Source organism: Bifidobacterium actinocoloniiforme DSM 22766, from assembly GCF_001263395.1.
GTDB lineage: Bacteria > Actinomycetota > Actinomycetes > Actinomycetales > Bifidobacteriaceae > Bombiscardovia > Bombiscardovia actinocoloniiformis.
This window is the reverse complement of the sequence record NZ_CP011786.1, coordinates 1535329-1561634: the sequence shown is the minus strand read 5'-3', so window position 1 is coordinate 1561634 and position 26306 is coordinate 1535329. Positions and strand designations below refer to the sequence as shown.

General features: G+C 62.9%; 20 protein-coding genes. 4 read left to right on the top strand and 16 right to left on the bottom strand.

Going from position 1 to position 26306, the window contains the following annotated elements; genetic code table 11:
- The first annotated feature begins 53 nt into the window (after positions 1-53).
- The 3 genes from AB656_RS06380 to AB656_RS06370 all read left to right on the top strand — a co-directional run bounded on the left by AB656_RS06380 (position 54) and on the right by AB656_RS06370 (position 3894).
- On the top strand, positions 54-1268 hold the full coding sequence (locus AB656_RS06380; RefSeq protein ID WP_033504196.1) for an MFS transporter: 1215 nt from the start codon (positions 54-56) through the stop codon (positions 1266-1268).
- 154 nt (positions 1269-1422) lie between these two features.
- Complete coding sequence (locus AB656_RS06375; RefSeq protein WP_051905465.1) at positions 1423-2310, top strand: AraC family transcriptional regulator; 888 nt, start codon at positions 1423-1425, stop codon at positions 2308-2310.
- Positions 2311-2595: 285 nt separating this feature from the next.
- Positions 2596-3894 carry a hypothetical protein gene (locus AB656_RS06370; RefSeq protein ID WP_051905464.1) on the top strand — a complete coding sequence of 433 codons (1299 nt, stop codon included), beginning with the start codon at positions 2596-2598 and terminating at the stop codon, positions 3892-3894.
- 32 nt (positions 3895-3926) lie between these two features.
- Here the strand turns inward: AB656_RS06370 and AB656_RS06365 are convergent, their stop codons facing one another.
- The 9 genes from AB656_RS06365 to AB656_RS06325 all read right to left on the bottom strand — a co-directional run bounded on the left by AB656_RS06365 (position 3927) and on the right by AB656_RS06325 (position 15777).
- Entirely contained in the window at positions 3927-4877 is a 951-nt protein-coding gene (locus tag AB656_RS06365; RefSeq protein WP_051905463.1) for an Abi family protein, read from the bottom strand.
- 167 nt (positions 4878-5044) lie between these two features.
- A complete protein-coding gene (locus tag AB656_RS06360) occupies positions 5045-6730 on the bottom strand; it encodes a DEAD/DEAH box helicase (protein WP_033504265.1) in 1686 nt (561 codons plus the stop codon).
- 419 nt (positions 6731-7149) lie between these two features.
- Positions 7150-8289: a type 2 isopentenyl-diphosphate Delta-isomerase gene (gene fni / locus AB656_RS06355; RefSeq protein ID WP_081924980.1), complete on the bottom strand. Its 1140-nt coding sequence runs from the start codon at positions 8287-8289 to the stop codon at positions 7150-7152.
- Complete coding sequence (locus AB656_RS06350) at positions 8286-9509, bottom strand: phosphomevalonate kinase (protein WP_051905462.1); 1224 nt, start codon at positions 9507-9509, stop codon at positions 8286-8288. The genes fni and AB656_RS06350 overlap by 4 nt, the downstream gene beginning before the upstream one ends.
- An 88-nt stretch (positions 9510-9597) precedes the next feature.
- The gene (gene mvaD, locus AB656_RS06345; protein ID WP_081924979.1) at positions 9598-10695 is read right to left on the bottom strand and encodes a diphosphomevalonate decarboxylase; all 1098 of its coding nucleotides are present in this window, start codon (positions 10693-10695) and stop codon (positions 9598-9600) included.
- 239 nt (positions 10696-10934) lie between these two features.
- Complete coding sequence (mvk, locus tag AB656_RS06340; protein ID WP_033504197.1) at positions 10935-11900, bottom strand: mevalonate kinase; 966 nt, start codon at positions 11898-11900, stop codon at positions 10935-10937.
- Between the two features lie 330 nt (positions 11901-12230).
- Positions 12231-13643 carry an MFS transporter gene (locus AB656_RS06335; RefSeq protein ID WP_033504198.1) on the bottom strand — a complete coding sequence of 471 codons (1413 nt, stop codon included), beginning with the start codon at positions 13641-13643 and terminating at the stop codon, positions 12231-12233.
- 110 nt (positions 13644-13753) lie between these two features.
- Entirely contained in the window at positions 13754-14710 is a 957-nt protein-coding gene (locus AB656_RS06330; RefSeq protein ID WP_033504199.1) for a nucleoside hydrolase, read from the bottom strand.
- Between the two features lie 149 nt (positions 14711-14859).
- Positions 14860-15777 (bottom strand): nucleoside hydrolase, encoded by a 918-nt coding sequence (locus tag AB656_RS06325; protein ID WP_033504200.1) that lies wholly within the window; start codon positions 15775-15777, stop codon positions 14860-14862.
- A gap of 274 nt (positions 15778-16051) precedes the next feature.
- Here AB656_RS06325 and AB656_RS06320 point away from each other — a divergent pair, with 274 nt between their 5' ends.
- Entirely contained in the window at positions 16052-17932 is a 1881-nt protein-coding gene (locus AB656_RS06320) for a PfkB family carbohydrate kinase (protein WP_033504202.1), read from the top strand.
- Positions 17933-18015: 83 nt separating this feature from the next.
- Here the strand turns inward: AB656_RS06320 and AB656_RS06315 are convergent, their stop codons facing one another.
- From AB656_RS06315 to AB656_RS06285, 7 genes are all read right to left on the bottom strand, one after another.
- Entirely contained in the window at positions 18016-18624 is a 609-nt protein-coding gene (locus tag AB656_RS06315) for a heat shock protein transcriptional repressor HspR (RefSeq protein ID WP_033504203.1), read from the bottom strand.
- A gap of 168 nt (positions 18625-18792) precedes the next feature.
- On the bottom strand, positions 18793-19812 hold the full coding sequence (locus AB656_RS06310) for a DnaJ C-terminal domain-containing protein (protein ID WP_033504204.1): 1020 nt from the start codon (positions 19810-19812) through the stop codon (positions 18793-18795).
- A 58-nt stretch (positions 19813-19870) separates the two neighbouring features.
- Positions 19871-20536 (bottom strand): nucleotide exchange factor GrpE, encoded by a 666-nt coding sequence (gene grpE, locus AB656_RS06305; RefSeq protein WP_033504205.1) that lies wholly within the window; start codon positions 20534-20536, stop codon positions 19871-19873.
- 1 nt (position 20537) lies between these two features.
- A complete protein-coding gene (gene dnaK / locus AB656_RS06300; protein ID WP_033504208.1) occupies positions 20538-22415 on the bottom strand; it encodes a molecular chaperone DnaK in 1878 nt (625 codons plus the stop codon).
- Between the two features lie 306 nt (positions 22416-22721).
- Positions 22722-24470 (bottom strand): glycoside hydrolase family 13 protein, encoded by a 1749-nt coding sequence (locus AB656_RS06295; RefSeq protein WP_033504209.1) that lies wholly within the window; start codon positions 24468-24470, stop codon positions 22722-22724.
- An 89-nt stretch (positions 24471-24559) separates the two neighbouring features.
- Complete coding sequence (locus tag AB656_RS06290; RefSeq protein WP_033504210.1) at positions 24560-25396, bottom strand: carbohydrate ABC transporter permease; 837 nt, start codon at positions 25394-25396, stop codon at positions 24560-24562.
- Positions 25393-26247 carry a carbohydrate ABC transporter permease gene (locus AB656_RS06285; protein ID WP_033504214.1) on the bottom strand — a complete coding sequence of 285 codons (855 nt, stop codon included), beginning with the start codon at positions 26245-26247 and terminating at the stop codon, positions 25393-25395. The genes AB656_RS06290 and AB656_RS06285 overlap by 4 nt, the downstream gene beginning before the upstream one ends.
- Positions 26248-26306: the final 59 nt, after the last annotated feature.

The following is a 26306-nucleotide window of genomic DNA, read 5'->3' as shown; positions in this document are numbered from 1 at the left end:
GCATCATTCCAAGATTTACACCACAACCACCAATCAACCCAAGGATCATTCCCATGCCATCATCCAAGCAAAGTTTCGCCACCAAGGCAGCGGTGCTCTGCATTTCCCTGATGCTGACCAGCGCGCCAGCCATTAACGGCGCCCTGCCCGCCATGCGCGATTCGCTGCATATCAGCACCGCGCAGAACGAGCTGCTGTCCACCATCCCCAGCCTGGCGGTCATTGTGTTCATCCTCCTGTCCAGCTGGGTGGAAAAGCACCTAGGCACCAAGCACACCATCTGCCTGGCCCTGGTCCTGGCCGGCATCGGCGGCGCAGCCCCTATGGTCATCTCGACCTACCCGCTGATCTTCGCCAGCCGCCTGGTCCTGGGCTGCGGGCTCGGCTTGTACAACTCCTTGGCCGTCAGCATCATCAATGAGCTGTACACAGGTGACACCAGAGCCACCATGCTGGGCTTCCGCAGCTCCACTGAGAGCCTGGGACAGTCGGTCCTGACGGTCTTCGCCGGCTTCCTTCTGACCCTGGGATGGCACTGGAGCTACGCGATTTACCTGTTCACCTTCCCCATCGCGCTCATCTTCCACTTCGTGGTCCCCGATCCCACGCCAACCACGGATGCGTCCAGCCAGGTGGATGCCGCCAAGGAGGCTTCGCAATCCGACACGGGCGAGGGTGCGCAAACTCGAGAGAAGCTCAACCCCTTCGTCTGGCTCTTAGTCCTGTTCGCGGTCTTCATGGTGCTGGATTCGCTGTGCTCCACGTTGCGCTTCCCATCCATCGCCGTCGCCATTAAGGGGGCGGGCTACAATGCCAGCTTCTTCCTTTCGCTCATGCCCATCCTGGGCATCCTCGCCGGTTTCGTGTTCGGCTTCCTGAACCGCACAATCGGCAAGTCCGTGCTCTACATGGGTGTTGCGGTCTACATGGTCGGCAACATCATGATGAGCATGTCCGGTAATAATTTCATCCTGGCCTTGGTGGGCATGATGCTCATCGGCATCCCCGGCTCCTGGTGCTTCCCCTACATCTACACGACCTTGGGCGACATCACCGGACCCAAGACAAGCACGTTCGCCACATCCCTGATTCTCATCGGCTGCAACGTGGGTAATTTCATCTCCCCGCTGTTCATGCAGGCCGTCGAAACAGGTTTCGGCACAGACTCCCTAACTGCGCCGTTCACGGTCTTGGCCGTGGTCTTCGCGGTTATCCTGCTGGGATTGTTCATCTGGGATTTGCGCCGCAAGGTCACCGCCCGGCGCTAGGCCCCGGATTCCAGTAAACTCCAGGAATCACCTACGGTGTGGGTCCAGCTAAACCGGTCGGGACCCACACCGTTTCGCATGGCCCCACTGATGCGCAATTACGGCCAAAGCCTATGCGCGGGGGCAGATAATGCCGTAATCGATGAAGGCACTCATGGAAAATTCGATTTGGTACCTCCGCCAGCCTTCCACAGACGTGGACGGCCTCTCCTTCGCCGTATGCGGCATATCCGAAACGCATCCGGACCACTCGTTCGGTCCGGCCCTGCGCTCCACGTACATCGTCCACATCGTCTTGGGGGGCACCGGCACCGTCCGCCGCGAAGGCACCAAGTATAACCTGCGCCGCAACGACGGGTTCATCGTCGGGCCCGAGACGCCGGTCCAATACCAAGCGTCCACCACTACCCCCTGGCTTTACCTGTGGATAGGGTTCAGCGGGTCAGCCGTTTCATCGTGTCTGTCGAGCATCGGACTGGGGCCTTCCCATTCAATCTTCCACGTGGACCAGAACCAAGCCTTCCTCCGTGTGATCACCGAGTGCTTCTCCTACACGGGAGGCTCGGTCAGCGACGGCCTGAAACTGAACTCGCTGGCATACGAATTCCTGCATTTGCTGACCGAGCACGCGACCGGTTCCACCCTGTCCAGAAGCAGGGCGACCAGCGACGAGACGGCCCGCAAGGCGATAGACTACATAGCCGAGCACCACGCGGAGGGCATAGGGCCCGGCGACGTCGCCAAAGCCCTGCACTTGGACAGGAGCTATCTGTCGCGACGTTTCCACGAGGTCACGGATCTGACCTTGCGAGATTACATCGACGGCATACGGTTGGACAAAGCCTGCGACCTGCTGGGCATGACCTCCCTGCCGGTCCAGGAGGTCGCCAAGGAGTGCGGCTACAGCAGCACCGAGCAGTTCGCCAGGAAGTTCAAGGAAAAGACCTCGTCCACACCGGCCGAATACCGGCAAGTCCGCATAGACGCCCATGACGACCTGAATTTGAACATGGACTTATTCAGAACCCTGTTCGGCAGGTAGCGCTCAAATACGGAGACCGTGGTTCAGGATTCGCCTGGCATCATGCCATCCGGTTGGGCAGCGGGACCCTCGCCGCGCCTCCGGCCTTGCCCAGCGGTCGAAAGCGACACCGCGGCGGCCCTGGGCCATATCCGCGCCAGACGGCATTCGAATCGCTCGAGAAAACCGTGCGGAAAGGCCACAAGGCCGTTTACGGCTCCGTCGACGGCACAGCGATGAGTTCGGTGTTAGATTCATAAGAGGTACTGTGCATCGGGGATGATGCCGACTCGCAAGGAGGGGCGGATGAGCCAGGAGATTCAAATCGTCAGTGACGGTGACAGCATCAGCGCAATCGGGGACGCCCAAGCAGCGAAGCGGTTCCTCGCCTCCCTAGGGCTCAAGGCCGAGGAGTTCAACGCCAGGCACAGCGAGGCGCTGGCCGCTGCGGGAGTGACGCTCCAGGCCGGAAGCACCATGGCGCAAGAATGCGGAAGATGGGCCAAGATCACCGCGGATTCCGCCCAGAAAATCAAGGAATTCGGCCTCATGACCAGCAAGCGGAGCGGACTGCAACTGGGCGCGGTGCAAGTCAAGGAGCGGTCCGGCATCAAGGGTCTGGTGGAGTTCGAAAAAGGCTCATTCAAGAGGATCAACCCCGGTACGCTGGCAGGTTTGGGAACCGCCATGCTCCAGATGGAGATGGAGCTGGCCATGCAGGAGATTCAGGATTATCTCGCGACGATCGACGCCAAGGTGGATGACGTCCTGCGCGCCCAGAAAGACGCCGTCCTCTCCAACATGATCGGCGTCGAGATACTCGTGGACGATGCCATGGATGAATACCGGCTGACCGGCCACATCTACCAGGTCACTTGGGAGAAGATACAGTCCTCGGCCCTGATCATCGCGCAAACCCAGGCTTACGCCTTACGCCAGCTTGAGGCGACCGCCGAATCCGTGAGCGCCAAACAGTCCTCCAGGGACCTCCTGCAGTCCCTCAAGAAAGGGCGGGTCTCCACCCAGGAATGGCTTGCGGTACTAGCGCGCAGCGTACAGCTGCAAGACGCGAGCGCCATGCTTGAGCTCGACCGGGTGCAGACGACCGCGCCGGACGAACTCGACCAGCACCGGCTCTCGCTCAAATCAGCCAGGGGGCACCGGCTCGACCGCATCGCAAGCATTGTGGACCGACTGGCGGCAAGCGCTAAAGGAGCCGGCGACGCCGCCAACCGGCAGATTCTCCTTCATCCTTCCAATGCTCCCGCGAGCGTGGAGCTGGCAAACGAGATAGGCGCCCGTGCCAGCGAATTCAGCCGGACCGTGGAGCTCGACAGGCAGGTAGAGGCCATTGAGGCGCGCCCATGGAAGGACGCCGCCCAGGAAGCTGGCGGCAAGCTCATCCAGACCAGCACACAGGGATTGAACGAGGCCAAGCAATGGGGCACGGCTGCCATCGGCGGAGCCGTGACCGTCAGCGAGCAAGCCATACGAAACTTGCGGCATCGCTTACCCGCCGGGGATAAGCCCGGCTCAGACGAGCCGGGCGCGGCGAGCGCGGCGGGGCAAGCGGACGAAACCTCCCCGGATTCCCAACGATCCTAAAGTGCGCCCGCTGTTGCCAGGGCGGCAAGGCCTTAGTTCACCACATCCGAGGTGATGGACGCGAAAGCCTTATCCGGGAACCCCATGCCAGAAGTAATATGCTCAAACACATAATCAGGTACCCGGCCGAACAAGGACTGCACCAGATTGATCAATGAGGTCCGCAGCTCGCGCGAACTCTCTGCGGTGAGTACAGCGTCAAGGTCCTTCAGCAAAACCGCGACCGAAGTCCCTTTGCTCGGATCTACCCGAGCGCAATAGAGACGCTCATCATGTGCGCATATATTGCGGAAGTCCTTGATATGGTTGTAGCACCGCCGCAAATCATGGAAGTAGAAACGCGCCTGGCCGCTGTGGTCAAAACCGTACTGCCGGGAGTACTCGTGGGCAATGGCATTTCTTGTGCTATCGGTTTGATAGCAGAAAAATTTGAACATGGAACCCAAGCTGAGGCTGTTCGCCAAGACCCATAGGGGAACATGACCATGTTCCCGCAAATAAAACCGGATGTAGTCCTTCTCAAAAAGAGGCCTGTCATAAGGCTGCAGACCAATCACATGCCGAAACGTGCCAATTAAGTCACCGACCCTCTCCATGTACCAGTCGGCGGTATGATAGCTATCACCCGTACTACGGTAGTTTGCGGTGTTAAGATAAGGATGCTTCTCGTCTGGGTGCCGCTCAGTGAAAACATACGAACACACCGTCCGCAGCTTAGCTTCGGCTTGCTCACAATATTTAAACACCAACATACGCAGTTCGCGGTCAAAGCAGAAGAGCGCGTAAATCTGACGAAACTCCACGCCATCCCTATATTTGTCCGGCTGGTTCCTATTCGTTTTCAGAAAAGGCTGATTATACCCGTTGACCACCTGGTAGTAGCCTTCCCTAGCCAGTACGTGTGATGGCTCGTCATCCACTCCGAGCCCCCGCCCTTGGAGTATGCGCACTTGATCCGTGATACCGGTGAATGGTTTATCCAAGTCGGCCTCCTAAACGAAAACCGCCAAGACTGAAAAGCCTTGGCGGTTTTGGGGGTACGCCGTCCGTATCGTACGAACCCTAATCACTTCCTTAGTGATATCGGAAGACACGCCAGCAGTCCAATCAAAGGCATCGGACCAACAGCGCAGAGGACCGATAAGGGAAATCAGCGCCCGCGGAAGGGGCTGTTGGCTCGCTTGGAGCGGTTGCTGCGGTGTTGGAAGCCCCGGGCTGAACGCTGGCCGCCATTGCCGCCGTCACGGCCACGGCGTGATTCATTCCGGCTTCCGTAGCGGGGGTTGCGGGAACGGCCTTGGGCCTGGCCGCCGTCCTCCGAGCGCCCCCTGTAACCGTGGTCGCCCCCTTGGCTCCTGCGGCCGTCGAAAGGACCCTCGTCACCGAATCCACGCGCGCCTTGGGAACCGCGGGAGCCATGCGAATCATAAGAATCACGCGTCCTGTGCGAGCGCTTGCCTTCTTTGCGGAAGTCGCGCTTGCGACCACCGTCACGGGCGCCGCCACGGCGGCCATCGCGACGGCCGCCGTCACCCCGCCCGCCGCGCCCGGAACCCTTGCCTCGCGCCGGAGCCGGTGCCTTCAAGACCCAACCGTCCACGCGCGGGGCCGTCTCGCCCACCAGCTCGTCCACGACGTCGGACTCGGCGGTCACATGCGTCACCGGCTTGGCGTCGATGTGCGCGATCTTCAGCATCCGCCTGGCGTCCCGCCTCTGGTTGGGCAGCACAATCGTCACCACGTCGCCAGCCTTGCCTGCGCGGGCCGTACGCCCGGAACGGTGGAGGAAGGACTTGGGGTCCGCCGGCGGGTCGACCTGCACCACCAGCTTCACGTCGGACACGTCCACGCCGCGCGCGGCCACGTCCGTCGCCACCAGCACACGCACCTGCCCGTCGGAGAAGGCGTCCAGGTTGCGGTCGCGCTGGTTCTGCGACAGGTTGCCATGCAGCTCGGCCGCCGGGATCCCGGCCTTGGTCAGGTTTGCGGCCAGTTTCTTGGCTTGGAACTTGGTACGGGTGAAGAGTATGCGCTTGCCCTTGCCGGAGGCCAGTTTGCGCACCAGCTCGTGCTTGTCGCCCTGGGTGGTCTCGAACACGTGCTGGGTCATCTGCTCCACCTGCTGGGTGGCGGAATCAACCTCGTGCACCTTGGCGTTGTGCAGGTAGCGCTTGACCACCTTATCCACGCCGTGGTCCAGCGTGGCGGAGAAGAGCATGCGCTGCCCGTCGTCGCGCACCTGGTCCAGGATTCGCTCCACAGCAGGCAGGAAGCCCATGTCGCTCATCTCGTCGGCCTCGTCCAGGATGGTGATCTCCACGTCATCCAGGGTCAGCATGCCTTGGCGGAGCAGATCCTCCAAGCGGCCGGGGCAGGCGACGACGATTTCGGCGCCGGAGCGCAAGGCGTTAACCTGCTTGTTCTGGCGCACGCCGCCGTAAACGGTGCAGGTGTCGAGCCCGTAGACGCGGGCCAGGGGCGCCAGCACCTCATCGGTCTGGTTGGCCAGCTCACGGGTGGGAGACAGGATCAGGCCACGGGGAGCCGGCTTGGAGCGGATGTCGCGCACCCGACGACGGTCGGGTTGGCTGGCGGCGAGACGGGCCACCAGAGGCAGCACAAAAGCCAGGGTCTTCCCTGAGCCCGTGCGGCCGCGACCCAGGATGTCCCGCCCGGCGAGCGAGTCAGGCAGGGTGTCCTCCTGGATGGGGAAAGCGGTGGTCTTGCCGTCGGCCTTGAGCACTCGCACCAGAGGCTCGGGCACACCCAGCTCCGCGAAAGTCTTGGGAGCTTCATCGGCCGCTCCGGCGGAGGGGTCAACGGTTTCGGCGTTCATACTGCTTGCGGCCATCTCGTGGGCCTCGGTGCTGTCGGCGACCTCGGTCTGGTCGGCGGCTGTCATTTCGTTCACAGCTAGTGTACTCATCTGTTCCATATCTGCATGTGCATTGTGAGGTTCGCTGCTGACAGGCAGGCGTCACAGCACGCTTCGCCCAGGGCGGGCATAGCGAGTGTGAGCAAATTTTGCCTTCCACCAAGGAACCCATTGAGCGGCGCTACCGGTCGGCAGCCCGCCTGGCCGCGAGCAAAGCAAAGAATTTCGCGGAAGATTCCCGGCAATCAAAGCATTCAGGCGACGATTGGCCCGATTCAGCCCACCTCAACAGAGGCAGGAGAGCCAACGAACTTCACTCTAGCACAGGGCGCCTATCCAGCTGGCGGAAGAAGCCCTCTTACCGCAAAGTGGCAGCGGAGCTACGCACGAGCGGACCGGCGGGCCAGGGACTCCAGGGGGACGCCTAGCAGGCGGGCCTCCTCGGCGGTGGGGCCGGTGAGCAGGAGGTCGCTGGCGGTCAGGTCGGCGACAGTGCGGGCACCTAGGAGGGACATGAGGGCACGAACCTGGACCGACCATTCACGAATTTCGTCAATCAATCCGTTGGTGCCGCGCTCGTTCAGCGTGGCCAGGAAGTGGCCGGAGACACCGACCGCGCGGGCGCCCAGGGCCAGGGCCTTGACCACGTCGAGCGGGCTGCGGACCCCGCCCGAGGCCAGGAGCTCTACGCCGGCGACCGGCTCGGGCCACCCCGCGGTCAGCAGGGACAGCACGGTGGACAGGCCCCAGGAATCCATGTACCAGTAGGCGCGGTCGGCACGGCGCTCGTTCTCGATCACGGCGAAATCAGTGCCGCCGCGGCCGGAGACGTCCACGGTGCGCACGCCCAGCGAGGCCAGGCGCTCGATAGTGGGGCGGCTGAGACCGAATCCAACCTCTTTAACCACCACCGGCACCGGGCTGGCAGCCACGATGGCCTGGATGCGGGCGGGCCAGGAACCGAAATCGCGATCGCCCTCGGTCATCACGGCCTCTTGGACCGGGTTGATGTGGACCTGGAGGGCGGAGGCGGCGAGCATCTCGACCGCTCGGACGGCCTGTCCGGGGCTGACGGTGGGGCCCACGTTCGCGAACACGAAGCCGCTAGGGTTCTGCTTACGCACGGTGGTGAAGGTGGGCTCCAGCTCGGGGCGGCGCAGGGCCGCGTGCTGGGAGCCGGTGGCCATGGCCAGCCCGGTGGCAGCGGCGGCCTGGGCTAGCTGGGCGTTGATCCGGCCAGCCTCGGCCGAACCGCCGGTCATCGCGTTGATATAGAAGGGCAGTGGCCAGTCGGAGCCGCAGACGCGGGTAGCCAGGCTGACTTGTGATTGGTCCACGGCCCGCAGGGAGTGGTGGACAAAGCGCAGGTCGTCAAAAGCGTTGCGCTTGGGGACCTGCTGCTGGGCGAGGGCCAGGCGGATGTGGTCGTTTTTGCGCCGGGAATCCGGATTAGCGTCCGCAGACGGGTCAAAACCGTCGGAAACCCCGGTCTGCCCACTGGCGCTTGCCGACCCGCTCATGCGCGCTCCCCTGGAGCCGCTGCCGATTCCCAATCAGCCAGAGGCGCCAAAGGCTGGCTTACCGAAAGCCCCAAAGGCTCGATGCCAACCCGGCTCCAGGCCGCGCTAATGGCCGCGGACAGGCCGAGCCACCCGGCGCGAGAGGACCCGGCGGAAGCAGAAGGCCTAGGCCCGCGCCCATCTATGACGGCGATGCCACAATCCCCTCCGCCGGCACCGGACGATTTTGCCGCCGCTCCCCGCAACAGCGCGGCCTCCACCAGCGTGCGCAGGGCCGGGGTCTCGATGTCAGTGTCGGTCAGGGCGGACAGCCCCTGCAACAGGCTCCGGGCCTGGGCCAAGCCCTCCCGCACACCGGCCATATCGGCGCGGTCCAAGGCCCGCGCCAGGGCGTCCACACAGGCGTCGGAACCAGCTAGGAAACGCTCATAATCAGCCCGCTTACCATCCGCCGAGCCCTGCTGCACGGAGGCGACCAGCGAGGGCGTGGAGGCGGGGCTGCCGGTCCATCCCACCAGGATACGCAGGGGCGAGTCGGGGCCGAACGCCCGCAGGCGGGAGATGCTCAGCCGAGGCCAAGGCTCCTCAATCAATTGGGAGATTGGGCTGCTGACCAACCGTTGGCGCACCCAGGCCCGGTCAGGCGAACAGAAACGGATGCAGCCACCGAACAGGGAGGCCGCCAGGTCTCCGCCTGAACCCAGGCTCTGAGCGCGCCCGGTGGCTAGATAGGCCAGTTTGTAGGTTTCAAGCGGGCTCAGTCGCAGCCCATAAAAGTCCAACAGGACGCGCACTGTTGCCACCGCCACAGCGGCGGAGGAACCCAGGCCGTATTTCTTGCCTGAACTGTCGTCCAGCCGACTGCTGATCTCCAGATCGAAGGGGCGCGGGGCTATGCCGCGCTGGGCCAGCAACTCCTCCACGGTGCGCGCCGCGGCCAGCAGGTAGGAAGGCTGGTCCGGCCGGACGTCCGGCGTCAGGATGCCGCGCTCCCGATGCCAGTTGGTGCTGGCCTCAGGGTGGCCGGCGGACTCGATGCGCCCGGTCTGACCGTCCGCTTCCTGGCCCGGATCGGACGCCGCCGGTCCCGTCACCCGTGCGGTCAGGGTGCGGTCCACCGCCAGCAGGATGGCCGGATGCCCGGGTTCCACCACAGCGTATTCACCAGCCAAGTAAAGCTTGCCGGCGGCGTCCGCTCGCTTGTCGACAGTTCCGCTCATCGTCACCACGCTTCCTTTGCAGGCCGAGCCCGTTTTTAATGGAGTTTATCCATCATCATGCCAGCCCCAGCTGGCCCTTTCCTCTTCGCTAGCAGCGACCCTCGTCTGTATTCATACCCATAATCCGCAAGCCCGGGCCAGCCCGGTGCACTTGGATGTTCACACCCGGCAGCCTGGCACGCAGCTGATCGGCCACCGCCGCCGCCTGCCCTCCCCCGGTCAGCACCTTCAAATTAGGCCCGGCGTCCAGAGTGGACCAGGCTCCCAACCCGTCAGCTCGGACGGCACGCACGGCTTCAAAAACCCGCAGGGTCTCCGGCCGCCAGTAGCAGATGGCAGGTCGGGCCGCCAGCATTGCCGCGTGCATACCGAGCGCGTTGGCCTCCACCAGCTCGCCCAGGCGCTCCAGGTCGCGCGCCCGGATGGCCGCCAGCGCCTCATCCAGGTCGACGGCCGATTGCTCCGCCCAAGCCTGGTATAAGGGTGATGTCTCAACGGTGCGGCGCATGGCCAGCCGACTGGAAACCGTTTTTTCCTGCCCGGAGACCAACACCACTATCAACGCCAGATCCAGGTCCGATTCCACAGGCACGGCATAGGAGCTGGCATCATCATGCCCGGCCTCCCACTTGACCAGCCCTCCGTAAATCGAGCGACAGGCCGACCCCGAGCCGCGCCGGGCCAAGCGCGACAGCTCCCGGTTCGACAATTCCAACCCGGCCGCCGCACAAGCCGCCCCAGCCAGAGCCGCAAAGGCGGACGACGAGGAGGCCAGCCCCGCCCCATAAGGCACGGTGTTATAGGAACACACGCGCGCCGGGGCATCGATTCCTGCTTGGGCGCGCACTACATCCAGGAACCGGCTGACTCGTTCCAGGGGTTTGCCGGACTTCGGTTCGTCATCAATGGTGAGGGAGTCCGCCGCTGGCCCGTCCGCAGCGCCGGACCGCAGAAACTCCACATCGGTCCTCGTGCTCAATCCGTCCAGAGTGAGCGACAGGCTGGAAGTACGCGGGATGATGAGGTCCTCGTCGGCCTTGCCCCAGTATTTAATCAAAGCGATATTGGCGTTGGCCCGCGCCTGGCCGCGGCCTAACGGCGCTCCGTCCGCCCGCTCGCCCTGCGCCAGCGTGGCCGTCGCTGCGGCGCCAGGGAGCGGCCGGCCCCCTACTCTTCTCAGGTTCATATCCAATAGGGTAGCCAGTTCCGCCGCCCGTCCGCACGTTTGCGCCGGAAATCTGACAGTATCCCCACTATCCGCAGGGAGCGCATCCAAGCGGGCTCCAGTCTGCGGCGTATCTCCAACGTCGCGAAGCTGGTATACCAGCCGTTTTCGCTTTACCTTCGACCGGTGCCGCACCACAGCGTAGTCCAGTTCCCGATCCCAATCGTTTTCGGCCGTCACGGGCCGTTACCAGATGGCTATCACGCCACGAGCCGGTGCACCCACACCTGCTGCGCGCCCTGCGCCTTGAGCGCCTGCCCAATCCGGTCGGCGTCATCCCCGTCCGCAGCCAGGGCCAACATGCAGCCGCCCAGCCCGCCTCCGGTCAGTTTGGCGCCCAGCGCACCGTTGGAGCGCGCCTCCTGGACCAGCTTGTCGAGTGTGGGATGCCCCACTTGCAGGGCATCCAGCAGCTCTTGGGCCTGGTTCATGTGGTCGCCCAGCGGCTCCATCCGTCCGGCTTCCAGGTCGGCAATCGCGGCGGCCGCCTGGTTGCCTAGCTCGTCCATCAGCCGGCCCACGCCGTCCGGGTCAGCCTCCAGCCGCCCGCGTACGCCCTCCACGGCCTCCTTGGTCGAGCCGGCCACGCCGGTGTCGGCAATCACCAGGTAGGCCGCGCCCCGGGGGCGGACGGTCCGCATAGCGCCTTGCTCCAGCCGTACAGGCCCCTGACCGGAGGTAGTGGCGGCGTCCAGCCCGGACGGGTGCCCGTGTGTCACCTGCTCGGCCTGGTTGGTCAGCCGCAGTATGTCCTCATCGCTCACCGCAGCGTCGTATGCGTCCAACAGGGCGCGCACCACAGCCCCGGACGCGGCGGCCGACGACCCCAGTCCCCGCCCAGCGGGAAAGTCGGATTCGGTGCGGATATGGAAACCCTGCCCGGTCGTCCCTAAGTAGTTCAGCGTCACTTCCACAGCCCGGCGCAACCCACCGAAGCGCTCCCCCGAGCCAGCGAGCGGCCCCTCATAGTCCAACGCGCTCAGCTGGGGCTCCTCGCCCTCGGTGGCTGGGGCGGCCCATGCTTGCATCCGCAGGCTGTGAAGCGGCAGCGCCAGCGCCGGATGCCCGTAGACCACGGAGTGCTCACCGATCAGGATGGCCTTGGCCCAAGTACGTCCGTAGCCCTCATGCGGCAGTCCCAGCACCATCTCGCCCTCGCGCTCCATGCAGTCTCCACTGTTCTCTCGTTCAATACACCCGCTACATGCGATTTTAGAAGCCCAATCCCCATTTCACCCCTGGAAACCATAGAGATATTGCACATATTCCCCACGCTGATGGCCCCCAATCCTTGCGCATCGGATACCGCCGGCTCCGCCATCCATGCATTTCCCTGGCCCTCGTGAGCACCCCCGCCGCGATTCGCTATCCGCAATCCGCAAGCAGCGGCGAACAGCGAAAGTCAAGGCGGGCGGAGCGCGAATCGCAGGGCTTATAAGGCCAGCGCGCGCCCGGAGGAACCGGACGCGCGCTGGCGGGGTACTACAGGAGGGCTATCAGTCCTCGGCGTAGATCTTCTTGCGGAAGACCAGGTAGATGACCAGGCCCAGGGCCGCGATGACCGCCGCGATCAGCAGCAAGTTGGCGTAGACCGCCTGCTGGCCGGCGCCTCCAGCGATGGAGCCGCCACCCAGGCCGGTGCCGGCCATCAGGCCACCGAAGATGGCGATGCCGATTGAACCGGTCACGTTCATGACCAGATCGTTCATGCCCACGCCACGGCCCGACTGCTCCTTAGGCAGGGTGTCAAGCACGGTGGAGACCACCGGGGAGTACATGAGGCCTGCACCCGCGTAGAACACGCATGCCATCAGGGTCAGCGGGATGAGGCCGGACGAGATGACGAAGGCGGAACCGGCCCAGCCCACGATCATCAGGCAGGCGGCGATGATCAGCGTGGGCTGACGGCCGATCTTGTCCACGATCGCGCCGGACGTGGTGCCGAAGAACGCCGCCACCAGGAAGGCCCAGACGATGTGCATGGAGACGGTGGCCGAGTTGGTGATGCCGAACACGTCACGGCAGATCGCGTTGAAGATGGGCGACATGCAGTAGTTGTTGAAGTAGAAGAACAGAATCAGGCAGATAGCCATGATCCAGCGGGTGTTCTTGAAGAACTCGGGGGTCACGAACGGGTCCTTGGCCTTGGTGATGTATACGCCGAACACGACGTACAGCGCAGCGGCCACGATAAGCAGCCAAACCTTGGTGTAGGAGAAGAACAAGGTCAGGAATGCGGTGGCCAGACCGAAGATGGTGAAGCCCAACCAATCGACCTTATCGCCGGAGCCGCTCTTGTTCGGCAGGGACTTGAGCAGGGCGGGAAGGAAGAAGATGGTGATCGCCGGAATCAGGAACAGGTACTGCCAGGAGATGGAGCTGAGCAAGCCGGCAGCGAACACGCCGATGGCCGCGGAGACCTGGTAGCCGGCGGTGAAGACACCGAAGGCCACCACCTTGAGCGAAGGCTTGAGGTACTTGGTCGTGACGACCAGGTAGACCGAGCCAGCCACCTGCTCACCCGCGGTCTGCAGGATGCGGGCGATGATGACCGTCCACAGGTTGGCGGTGAAGAAGAAGTTCGCCACGAAACCGAAGATGGAGCCGATGAAGAGGACGACCAGGCCGGTCACCACCAGCTTTTTGAGGGAGACGAAGTCGCCGAGCGACCCGTAGATGAAGCAGACAATTCCCAGCACGATGCTCGGCAGGGCCGTGATCAGCGAGGCCTGCTGGACCGCGCCCACATCCTTACCGACCTGCTGGAAGACCAGGTTGAATCCTTGCAGGCACAAGGTGCCCAGGATGAAGGTGATAAGGAGGAAAACGAGGGCCCGGACGGCCATCTTGTTGCTGGTCTCCGGGTCGTCGAATGGATCGACGGCCGCTCGAGTTGACGACTCAGTCATAGTGTTCCTTTTCTTGTGTGCAAACTACGTTGCCAATTTCAAATTGTATGCGGCGTGTCGGATTGCGCCGCCCGCCGGGCCTTATTGTGGACGGACCGGCCAAAGTGTGGTCAGCCTGCCTGCTGGGCCAGCCCACCGATGCGGCTCATGAATTCGTTCAGGAAGCGGGGAACGTCCACCTCGACAGCCACTTGCATGGTCTTGTGCGGGTCGTTCAGCCTCGTGTTGTCGCCAATCGTGCGGCCACGGGTGGGGCCTTCCACATCGACCTGCATGTTGATCGGCAGGGTCTTCACCAGGGTGGGATCGACCGCCACGGCCACAGCCAGCGGGTCATGCAGACCGCATCCGCCCAGGTGGGGAGACGTGGTCTCGTAAGCCTTGATGTAGAAGTCGGTCATGTCGGCCAGGAAGGCGGAGGCCTTGGTGCCCAGGTCGCGCCAGCGCGCGGTCTCCTTATAGGTCAGGAGCGTCTGAAGGGTCACATCCAGGCCGATCATGGTCACCGGGGCGCCGGAGCGGAAGAGCTCGTTAGCCGCGTCGGGGTCCTGGGAGATGTTGGCCTCGGACCAGGCGGACACGTTGCCGCATACAGTCAGGGCGCCGCCCATCAGCACGATTTTGCCGATCTGGTCCTTGATCTCGGGCGCCTTGCGGAGGGCCGCGGCGATATTGGTCATAGGGCCGGTGGGCACATAGATCAGGTCCTGGCCATAGGTCTTGGCCGCGTCGATGATGAAGTCGACAGCGGACTGGGTCTCGGGCTTGCGCGTGGAATCGGGGATCTGCACATCGCCGATGCCGTTCTTGCCATGTATGAACTCGGAAATCGGCAGCACCGAGAAGGAGTCGGTCGTGGAGGAGTGGGGCAGGCCCGGATAGACCTTGACCTCCGGGTGACCCAGCAGGTCGGTGATCGCCAGATCGTTGCGCATGCCCTGCTCAAGCAGCACATTGCCGTACGTGCTTGTAATGCCAATCAGCTCCACCTCAGGGCTGCCCAGGGCGTACGAAATGGCCAGGGTGTCGTCGATGCCCGTATCAAGATCGAGAATCATTTTCTTCATTGTCGTCACCTTTCAACAGTGTCCATGGCGCCCGGAGCAAAAGAAGTCTCCGTGGAGTCTTCTTCAACTCTAGACAGGCTTAGGGCCGCATTGCATCCATGAATAACAATAAAACGTTTTATCAGATTTGGCAACCTGGCATTTCCGCGCTACCTCCGCGCGCCGTCGAGCGCGGCCATACGCCGCAGGAAGCTCGCCCGGAATCCGCAGCTGTCCGCGTCCACACACACCGTGGCGTTGGGCTCAGCCTCGAAGTCCACGACCGTAGCGCCCCGGGTCAGCGGGCTGGATACCTCCACGTCGACCCTGGCCCCACGGGTCGTGAACAGCCCGGGTTCCAGCAGGTACATAGCGGCCGCAGGCGCCGCTGCCAGCAACGTGGCCTGGCAACGGGCGCTCATGGTCCTCAGCAGCCTCACCAGCATGGAGCCGGTCCGCCCGGTCGCCGCCAGCGCGGGCATATCCGCCTCGTTCAGCAGCAGCTTGCGCCCCACGTTCAGACCGACCATGTCCAGCGGCAGCCCCGAGCGCAGCACCACGTCGGCCGCATGCGGATCACAGACCGCGTTGAACTCGCCATACGGGCTCACGTCTCCCCGTTCGGTGGAGCCCGCCATCATCACGATGCGCTCGATGCGCTCGCGCACTTCAGGGAAGGAGGTCAGCAGCAGCGCCAGGTTGGTCAGCGGACCCAGCGTCACCATCGTGACCGGCCGTTCACTGGCCAGCAGAATCCGCCGCTCCTTCAGAATCGCCCCGGTCCGGCTCATGCGCCCCATGTCCGGCTCGGGCAGACCCGCCGCATCCAGGTCGCTGTGGCAGGGCCCTACTTCCGGCAAACCGGACGAGCTGGCGAGCGGCCCCTTGGAGCCCTGCGCAACCAGGGTGGCCCCACCCAGGAATGTCATCAGCCTCAGGGCTCTGACCGCCGCCTGGTCCGCCGCGGTGCGGCCCGCCACGCTGGCCACCAGCCGCACGTCGATAGTGGGCTCCGCGTTCAGGAGAGCGATGGCCGCGGCAGCGTCGACCCCCGAGTCGGTGTCGATGATGATTGGGCGTGAATTCATTGGTCTATTCCTGCTTTTCCACGAAGAAGTCCGACCGTCCCCACAACAGACGCATGGGAGTAAAATACTTTCCGAAACGTTTTTCCCCCGACAAGATAGCAGAGCCCCCACAAGCTGTCAACCACAGCGCCACCCAGAGAATAACGGCCGCTCGGTCAGGAGCCGAATCGCGCCCATCACGGGCTTGCGGCCCTCCGGGACCCTCGTCACATTAGGGAGCCACGCTACTATGGAGGAAAGGGGACTGGCGCAGACCAAAAGGAATCAGCATCCCATGAACATCAAAGAAATCGCGCAACTTGCCGGCGTCTCCACGTCAACCGTGTCAAAAATCGTCAACCATAAAGACGACAGCATCGCCGAGGCCACCCGCGAGCGCGTGCTCCAATTAGTCAAGCAATACCACTACCGCCCCTACGCCTCAGTCTCAGCCCAGCCCGGCCGCAGCTGGCGAATCGGCGTCCTGCTGCGCGATTCCGTCGCCACCGACACCACCATCGACGGCATCGTCCAGACCGCCCAGAGCCACGGCTACGGCACCCTGGTCTTCAACAGCTTCCAGGACCGAGAGCGCGAACGCGCCAACATCGCCGCCGCACTGTCACAGCGCGTCGACGGCCTGATTTGGGAGCCTGTCGACTCGGGCAGCTTGCTCCCAGGCAAGGGCCGCCCGGAAATCCATATTCCCGAGCTGACCATCGGCCCCCTGGGCGACGACGAATTCACCATGCTCCCCTACGAGCAGGCGTCATACAGCCTGACCCAGGAGCTCATCGAACGCGGCCATAAGCACCTGGTCTGCCTGCTGACCCCGGGCCGGCGCGCCGAAAGCTTCCTAAACGGCTTCAAACGCTGCCTGTTCGAGCACAACATGGAGTTCAGCGAGGACATGGTCATCCACGAGCCAAGCGATTCCCTGATGGAGCGCATCAGCTCCCGACAGGTCACCGGCGTGGTCTCCTCCCACTACAAGCACGCCCTGGAACTCTTCCAATACGCCTCCAGCCTGCACTACCGAGTGCCCGAGGACTTCTCCATCCTCACCGTGCGCAACGACACCAGCGAAGTGCTGCACTACCCGGGCTCCAGCGAGATATCCTCCTACACCATGCGCAACGCGGATTTCGGCGCTTACCTATGCACCCGCATGGTCAACGCCATCGAAGGCGGCCGCAAGGAAGCGCCAGGTTTCACACAGACCTTCCACTTAAGCAGCGAGCGCACACTGGCCGGGCCGGCCGAGCTGACCCAGCGCTCGATCGTGGTGGTGGGCAGCATCAACACCGACACCTATCTGGGCGTGCCGACCCTGCCCAAGGCCGGAAACGTGGTGGACTCCCACGACCCCTTCTCGGTCCCCGGCGGCAAGGGGGCCAACCAGGCGGTCGGCGTTGCCAAGCTGGGTCAGCCCGTCTCCCTCATCGCCAATGTAGGCTCGGACAGCCAAGCCGACCAGATTTACCGCTACCTGGCCGAGAGCGGTGTCGACACCGATGGCATCCGGCGCAAACCCGGTAGCGATACCGGCAAAGTCTATATTTTCGTCGACAACCGGGGCCGTACCATGAGTTCGCGCTCGGCCGGTGCCAATGCGCTGATGAGCGTGGAAGACGTGCGCGCCGCTGAGCACCTGTTCGAGCGGGCCTCGTATTGCTTGGCGCAAACCGTGGTCCCCTTCCCCGCTCTTGAAGAGGCCTGCCGCCTCGCCCACCGCCACGGCGCCAAGACCATCATCAAACCCTTCCATACCGCCGAACTGCCTTCCAGCCTGCTGCACGAGTGCGACTTACTGGTGCCCGGTTCCGCCGAGTTGGAGCGCCTATGCCCCGGTCCCGGCAGCCGCGCCGACAAGGCCCATGCCCTCATCAACCACGGGGCGGGCATGGTCCTGGTCACCACCGGCCAAGATGGCTGCACCCTCTACACGGCCGACGGCGAACAGGATTTCCCAACCACTCCGGTTAAAGCCGCGGCCGACACCGGTGCCAGCGACGCCTTCATCAGCGCCTTGGCCGCATACTTGCTCTACGGCCGTCCGCTCGACCAGGCCATCCGCATAGCCAACAAAGCCGCCGGCCTCTCCCTAGGCCACGAGGGCATCATCCCCTCCCTGCCTGAGCGCGGCGTGCTTGAGCATTCCCTGGAATTCCAATGATTGGCCAGCCCTACAAGGACGGCCGCGCGGCAGCCTGCTCAGCGAGCAAAACCGATGCAGCGCTCAACGCCTTCCATGCCGGGTCAAAGCAGGCCCCAAATGACCAGGGATTTCGACTCGCCTAAAGGCCGGTCGCCGTCCTCCCGGTAGTCGTCATCCCCGTAATCACCCTCATCCCGGTAGCCTTCGTCGGCGGGCGGCAACAGCCCCCGGACCTTGACCTGCGCCTGATGCCGCCAGAGCCGCGCCCGGCCGGAGCGTTCCATCTCCACCACCTCGCCGTCGCTGTCGGCGGAGAAAACATTGCTGCCATCGGGCTGATTCAGGCGGCGAATCTGCCGGCGCAGCTGCCGGTTCTCCTCAGCCAGGGCCAGGATTCGCGTCACGCCAGCCAGGTTGATGGATTCGTCCTGGCTCAGGTGCTGGGCCTGGCAGAGCCGGTCCACATCACGCAAGGAATAGCGCCGGGCCCCGCCCCCGGTCCGCCTGGGTACCACCAACCCCAGGCGGTCGTATTGGCGCAGGGTCTGCGGGTGGACGTCGGCCATCTGCGCCACCTGCCCCACACTGAACACAGGCAGGCTGATGTCTATGCCCCGCTCGTCGATCAGGTCCAGCCCGGCTGAGCCTTCCACCAGTGCCCGGCCGCAGGCCAGGTAGGTCTCGCGAATCTGCTTATCCATCGCCGTCATCGCTTCCCCCTCCAGGCGTCAGTCCGTCTCCGACCCGACCGGGCCGCGCCAGGCCACCCCATCGAGTGGACGGGAAGCGCCGGAGCCATCAGCCCCAGCGCCCCCCGCCTTCGCAACTTCATCAGTACTCACATACAAGGTCAGTGGCCCTGTATGCGTTTCGCCAGCTCAAATCCTCATACGGTCGTCAGCCACCCGCTGGTCGAATTCCTCGGTGGTCTTGGCGAATTCCTTCACAGCGCGCTTGGAGCCCAGGCCCAGTTTGGCAGGCAGCTGGATGCTCACCCGGCCCACCAAATCACCTTTGCCGCGCCGGTCCTGCACTCCCAGGCCCGCAATCCTGACTTCACTGCCGCTGGACGACCCTGCGGGGACCTTGAAGGTCACCAGCTCATCGTCCACGCCGAGCGCCCGCACTTTAGCCCCCAGCGCCGCCTCGGACAGGGTGACCGGCAAATCCATCACCACGTCCTTGCCGTTCATCGAGAACCGGCCGCCGGACTTGACGCTCAACTCCAGGTAGAGGTCACCAGCAGGCCCGCCGTTGATGCCGGGCTTGCCTTTGCCGGGCAGACGAATCCTCTGCCCGTCATGCACCCCAGCGGGGATATGGGTCTTGAACTTCGACCCACCCACGCTCAGGGAGACCGTGGCACCCTTGACCGCCTGACGGAAGGTCAGGGAGATCCTCGAGTTGCGGTCAGCCCCCTTGGCCGCCCTGGGCGGCTCCTCCTGGTAGGCCTGCCGCCCGAATCCCGCCGGACCGCCGCCCGCCGCTCCCCCGCCGAAGGCGGAGAAGAGGTCGGACAGGTCGGGTCCGCCAGCGCCGGGGCTGGAGAAGCGGATCCTGGACCCACCTTGACCACCGGCGCCGCCGCCGAACATGGCGCCGAAGATGTCGTCGGTCGAGAATCCACCGGAACCCGAGGTCCCTCCGGCGAACCGCGCGCCGCCCATGCCGAACTGGCGGATGGCGTCGTACTTCTTGCGCTCGTCCTTGTTGCTCAGCACGTCGTAGGCCTCGGATACATCCTTGAACTTCTCCTCGGCCTCCTTGGTCTTGTTCAGGTCAGGATGGTACTTGCGCGCAAGCTTGCGGTAGGCCTTGGTGATCTGCGCATCGCTGGCGTCCTTGGAGACACCGAGGACTTTATAGAAGTCCTTGTTCAGCCATTCGTTCTCAGCCATCCATGTCTCCTTTCTTCACTAGAAATTTCCTTATTCCTTATCAGACGCCACCACCGACCTATTGCTTCTGGGGAGCGGCCACCACCACACGCGCCGCGCGGATTACGCGGTCACCAATCCGGTAACCGGCCTCCACGACCGTGTCCACGGTCTCCTTCTTGGCTTCAGGGTCCGGCTTGCGCAGGATCGCCTCGTGCTTGGTGGGGTCGAAGTCCGCGCCTTTCTCGCCGAACTTCTCCACACCGAACTTCTCGAAGGTCTTGTCGATCTTGGCCGCCACGGCCTTGAACGAGTCGTCCATCTCCCCGTGCTCGCGGATGCGGTCGATGTCGTCCAGGGCGGGCAGCAGGGCCGTGAGCACGTCAATGATGCCGTGCTGGCGGAAGGTGTCCTGCTCCTTGAGCGTGCGGTTGCGGTAGTTGACGAACTCGGCCCGCTCCCTCTGCAGGGCGTCCAGATAGTCGGCCGCCTCCTTCTTGGCTCTGCCCAGAGGGGTCAAGTCGTCCTCCTGCTTGGAGTCGGAGCCTGGCTGCTGGTCCTGGCCGTCGCTTGCAACCGCATCGGTTTCCTTGGCTGTGTCTTGCTGGGCGGTGTCGTCAGCCCCGCCCTTATCGGCCTTGGAATCGCTGCCATGCTGGTCACTTCCGGCGGACGCCGGGTCGCCCTTGAGCGACTCGGCGTCCGGCATGCCGTTCAGGTAATCGTCCTTGTCGAACGTCGGCATGTCACTCGCCATCTTTCTTCTCGTCGTCGTCAACCACTTCGGCGTCGACCACGTCATCGTCGGAGGAGGGACCAGCCTGACCGGCGCCCGCATCGGCGGCGCCAGCCGCGCCAGCCGCCTCACCCTGCTGGCTGTACAGCGCCTGGCCGATCTTCTGGGCGGAGTCCATCAGCTCGGACTGCGCGGACTTGATCTTCTCGATGTCATCGCCTTTCAGAGCTTCCTTCAGAGCGTCCACCTTCTCGGTGACTTCCTTGGCCACGTCCTCGGAGAGCTTGTCCTTGTTGTCGGAGACCAGCTTCTCGGTCTGGTAGGCAGCGGCTTCGGCGTTGTTGCGGGTGTCCGCTTCCTCGCGCTTCTGCTTGTCCTCAGCCTCGTGGGCCTGCGCCTCCTTGACCATCTTGTCGATCTCTTCCTTAGGCAGGGCCGAGCCGCCGGTGATGGTCATCGACTGCTCCTTGCCGGTGCCCTTGTCCTTGGCGGACACGTGCACGATGCCGTTGGCGTCGATGTCGAAGGTGACTTCGATCTGGGGGACGCCACGAGGAGCGGGAGCGATGCCGGTCAGCTCGAAGGTGCCCAGAGGCTTGTTGTCGCGGGCGAATTCACGCTCACCTTGGTAGACCTGAATCAGCACGGAGGGCTGGTTGTCCTCGGCGGTGGAGAAGACCTCGGAGCGCTTGGTCGGAATCGCGGTATTGCGGTCGATCAGCTTGGTCATGATGCCGCCCTTGGTCTCAATACCCAAGGAAAGCGGGGTCACGTCGATCAGCAGGACATCCTTGCGGTCGCCCTTGATGACACCGGACTGCACGGCAGCGCCGACAGCCACGACCTCATCCGGGTTCACGGTCTGGTTGGCTTCCTTACCGCCAGTGAGCTCCTTGACCAGGTCCTTCACGGCCGGCATACGGGTCGACCCGCCGACCAGCACCACGTGGTCGATGTCCCTGACCGAGATCCCGGCATCGTGCAGCACGTTGTTGAACGGCGTGCGGCAACGGCCCAGCAGGTCGGAGGTCATCTCCTCGAAGTGAGCCCGGGTCAGCTGCTCGTCCAGGTGGACAGGAGTGCCATCAGGGGTCATCGCCAGGTACTGCATGGAGATGGTGGTCGAGCTGGAGGAGGAGAGCTCCTTCTTAGCCTGCTCGGCAGCTTCCTTCAGGCGCTGAAGAGCGATCTTGTCCTTCGACAGGTCCACCCCGTATTTGTTCTTGACTTCGCCGACCAGCCAATCGATGATCTTCTGATCCCAGTCGTCGCCGCCCAGCCTGTTATCGCCATTGGTGGCCTGCACCTGGATGGTGGAGAACCCGTCTTCATCCTTGCCGATCTCCAGCAGGGACACATCGAAGGTGCCGCCGCCCAAATCGAAGACCAGAATCCGCTCGTCTTCCTTGCCCTTCTCCAAGCCGTAGGCCAGAGCAGCCGCAGTGGGTTCGTTGATGATGCGCAAGACGTTGAGCCCGGCGATCTTGCCGGCGTCCTTGGTCGCCTGACGCTGCGCGTCATTGAAGTATGCGGGGCAGGTGATGACCGCGTCGGTCACCGGCTCGCCCAGGTAGGACTCGGCGTCCCTCTTGAGCTTCATCAGGACCTGCGCCGAAATCTCCTGCGGGGTCCACTTCTTGCCATCGATCTCCACCGACCAGTCAGTGCCCATGTGACGCTTGACCGAGGAGATGGTGCGGTCCACGTTAGTGACGGCCTGGCGCTTGGCCACCTCGCCGACCAGGATCTCGCCGGACTTGCTGAACGCCACGACCGAAGGCGTGGTGCGAGCGCCCTCCGCGTTCACGATGACGGTGGGCTCACCGCCTTCCAGCGTAGCGATGCACGAGTTCGTAGTGCCCAAATCAATGCCTACTGCACGTCCCATTGTGTTGCCTCCTGGCTTTTGCGGCCCGGGCCATGCGCCCGGAGCCTCGTTTCCTTGCGTTACGTTATCGCTCTCATCCATCAGCGGCCCGCCCGCTCCCGTCTCCAGGAGCCCGGCAACCCGCCACTGAAACTTGAGCCTACATCACTCAACTTCCGTAGGCAACTCATTATTCCCGCTTCGCCAAAACATCCGAAAACAAAAAGAGCCGCCCCCAGCGCATGGCTAGGAACGGCTCCGCGCCCGCGAAGACGGCGTGCCGCACCCGAGCATCCCTGATCGGAACCGGGCAAACCGGGCGGCGGGCTAGCTCAGACTCAACCAGGCCGAAGCGTCCGAAGGCAACAAGCCGTCGGCCAGCGGCACCGAGCTCAGGATGACTTCGCCATCAGGCAACGCGACGGGATTGGGACCGAAATTCGTCAGGTTCACGAAGGCGGGTTTCCCTGCCGCATCGGCTCGGGAGTACGCCAGAGTCCGCTCCTGCGGCTGGGACAATGCAATTTCCTGGCTCAAACCCGTCAGCATGGAGGCGCGCGCAGCCAACGCCCGCCGGTAAAGGTTGAGCATGGAACCAGGGTCCGCTTCCTCGCGGTTGACCGCAAAATCACCGAACCAAAGCGGTTGCGGCAAATGAGGGTCCGCACACGCGGAGCCGTCCTCCCGCGCTGCGGGCGAGAAGCCGAACGAGGCCCCGCGCCCGAAAGCCGGTGCCGAGGCATCCGGGTCAGGCCGATCCCCGCAGTCCCAGGGCAGGGGCACCCGGCAACCGTCACGACCTTTGTCGCTAGCGGCTTGCGAGGTATTGAACGCTGTCGGGTCTTCCAGACGTTCCCAAGGCAGATCCGCCACTTCGAAGAGTCCCAGCTCCTCGCCCTGATAGATGTATGCGGAACCAGGTAAGCCGAGCTCCAGCAGGATGGCCGCACGGGACCGTCTGGTGCCCAAGGCCCGGTCCTCGGGGTAGGAACGGCCATCGCGCAAGAGCCAATCCTTGGCCAACTGGTGATAGTTGGTCGAGCCGACCTGCGGCAGAGCGTACCGACTGGCATGGCGAGGCACATCGTGGTTGCTCATCACCCAGGTAGTCGTGGACCCTGAACGGCGCGCGTTCGCCATCCCCTCTTCGATGGCCCGACGCATCTGCGAAAGGTCCCAGTCCGCCTTAGCGAATTCGAAGTTGAAGACCTGCCCAAGCTCGTCGGGCGACGCATAGCGGTACTGGCGCTCCGGGGCTACCCAGGCTTCGCCCACTGCGAACCGAGGAGGGTCGTACTCATTGAAGACCTGCCGCCACTCCTTGTAAATCTGATGAACCTCATCCCGGTCCCAAAGAGGACTCGAACCATCGCTCAAGGACCCTTGCTGGACGGCGGCAGGATCCATCTGATCCAGGGGGACGCTGTCCAGGTCTTTCGCCAGCCCATGGGCCACATCGATGCGGAAACCATCGGCCCCATGATCCGACCAGAAACGCAGGGTGCGTCTGAAATCCTCATGCACCTCCGGATTCTTCCAGTCCAAATCCGGTTGCTGCTTGGCGAACAGGTGCAGGTACCATTGCCCGTCTGGCACACGCTCCCAAGCGGACCCACCGAACATGGAAGCCCAATCGTTGGGCGGGAGCTCCCCATGCTTCCCGCGCCCCTCACGGAAGATGTAGCGGCTGCGCGCATCGGAGCCCCTGCCCGCCTTCAACGCCTCCTTGAACCAGGCATGGTGGTCCGAGGTGTGATTGGGCACGAGATCAACGATCAGCCTGATTCCAGCCTTATGCAACCCGTCGACCAGCTGGTCAAAGTCGTTCATGGAGCCCAGGCGCGGGTCCACATCGCGGTAGTCGATCACGTCGTAACCGCCGTCCGCCAACTCCGACGGGTAGAAGGGCGAGAGCCATACGGCGTCTACACCCAGCTGCTTCAGGTAGCCTATCTCGCTGATGATGCCCCGCAGGTCACCCAAGCCATCCCCGTCAGCATCCTTGAAGGACCGAGGATACACCTGGTACACAACCGCCTGCTTCCACCAGTCCCCGTCTATTCTGTCTGCCACCACGCAAACCCCTCTCCCGACGCTGCTCCCCTGCATCGCGATATAACCGTAGACTTAAGCCTATCCCGAGAACGCTACAGGGCAGACGACCTTCACCCCTTGACCGCTCCAGCCAACACCCCCTTGATGATGTACTTCTGGCAGACCAGGTAGAAAACGACAATCGGGATAATCGCCAAAACCAGGCAACCCATCATCGCACCCATGTCAACTGAGCCATAACCTCCCTTGAGGTACTGAATCGCGATGCTCATGGTTTTGAAACGGCGCATGTCCAAAGTCAAGTACGGCAGCAAGAAGTCGTTCCAAATCCACATGGCTTCCAGAATTGCCACGGAAACGACCGAGGGGCGCATGATCGGCACCACGATTTGGAAGAAGGTGCGCGGCACGCTTGCTCCGTCCATCATGGCCGACTCCTCCAACTCCTGGGGAATGCCTTTGACCACACCGGTGAAGATGAAGACAGCGAGCCCGGCTCCAAAACCAAGATACACAATGCACAATCCCCAGGGCGTGTTCAGCCCGACGATGTCAGCCATCTTGGACAGGGTGAACATGACCATCTGGAAGGGCACGATCATATTAAAAAGGAAAAGCAGATAGAGCGCTTTAGCCACCCAGTTATTAACGCGCACAATCCACCAGGCGCACATGGACGTGCATACCAAAATCAGAGCCACCGAACCTACGGTAATCATCACCGTCCAGCCGAAGGAAGCGATCAGATTGGTCTTTTCGATACCGCGCGAGTAGTTCTCGAACCCGACGAACGCATGGCCGGTCGGCAAGGAGAACGCGTTACGGGTGATATAAGCCTTGTTTTTGAAAGAGTTGATTACGACCAGCGCGATGGGGAAAATCCATACCAAGCTGACAACAGCGAAGAGCAGGCTCCACCAGCCTTCATGCTTTACTTTGGCGCTCATGCCACCACCTCCTTGGATGTGGTCAATCTGTTCTGAATCAAAGCAATCAAAGCCACGATGACGAAGAAAATCACGGCCTTAGCCTGCCCCACCCCTTCGAATCCCGCACGCCCGTAGAAGGTACGGTAGATATTCAGCGCCAGCATCTCCGAGGCGTTGGATGGGGCGCCGTTGGTCAGCGCCAGGTTCTGGTCGAACATCTTGAATCCATTGGTCATGGTTAAGAACGCGCAAACCGTTATCGAAGGCATCATCAAGGGAATAGTCACATGGAACAAAGTTTGACGACCATTGGCGCCGTCGACGGAAGCGGCTTCGATCACATCACCCGGCAAGGCCTGCAGGCCTGCTATGTAAATGATCATCATGTAACCAATTTGCTGCCAGCAGTAGAGCAAGACCATGCCCCAGAATCCATAGACGCCGGAGTACGTGATGGACCGGTCCCAATGAACCAGAACACCGTTGAGCAGGAGCAGCCACACATAGCCCAGGACGATGCCGCCAATCAGGTTGGGCATGAAGAACACGGAGCGGAATACATTGGCACCCTTAATTGCCTTCGTCAGCATATACGCCACAGCGAAACCACAGACGTTGATGACCAGGGTAGTGATGAGCGTAAAGGCAATCGAAAACACCATCGCATGCCAGAATTCCGGATCTTGCAAAGCTTCTACATAGCTGCCCGCACCAATGAACCGGGCGTCCGTCACCGTAGTGAAATGACAGAAACTCAAGTATATGCCCATCACGAAAGGTACTAAAAAGCCAATAATGAAAGCCGCCAGAGTCGGTAGGGAGAAGAGCATCCACCACCGACGTATCGACTTACCAATCATAGAGATCATAGGAACCTCCCAAGCCCACAGATCAGTTCTCACGAGAGGCGCGGGCGGAATAGCTTCAC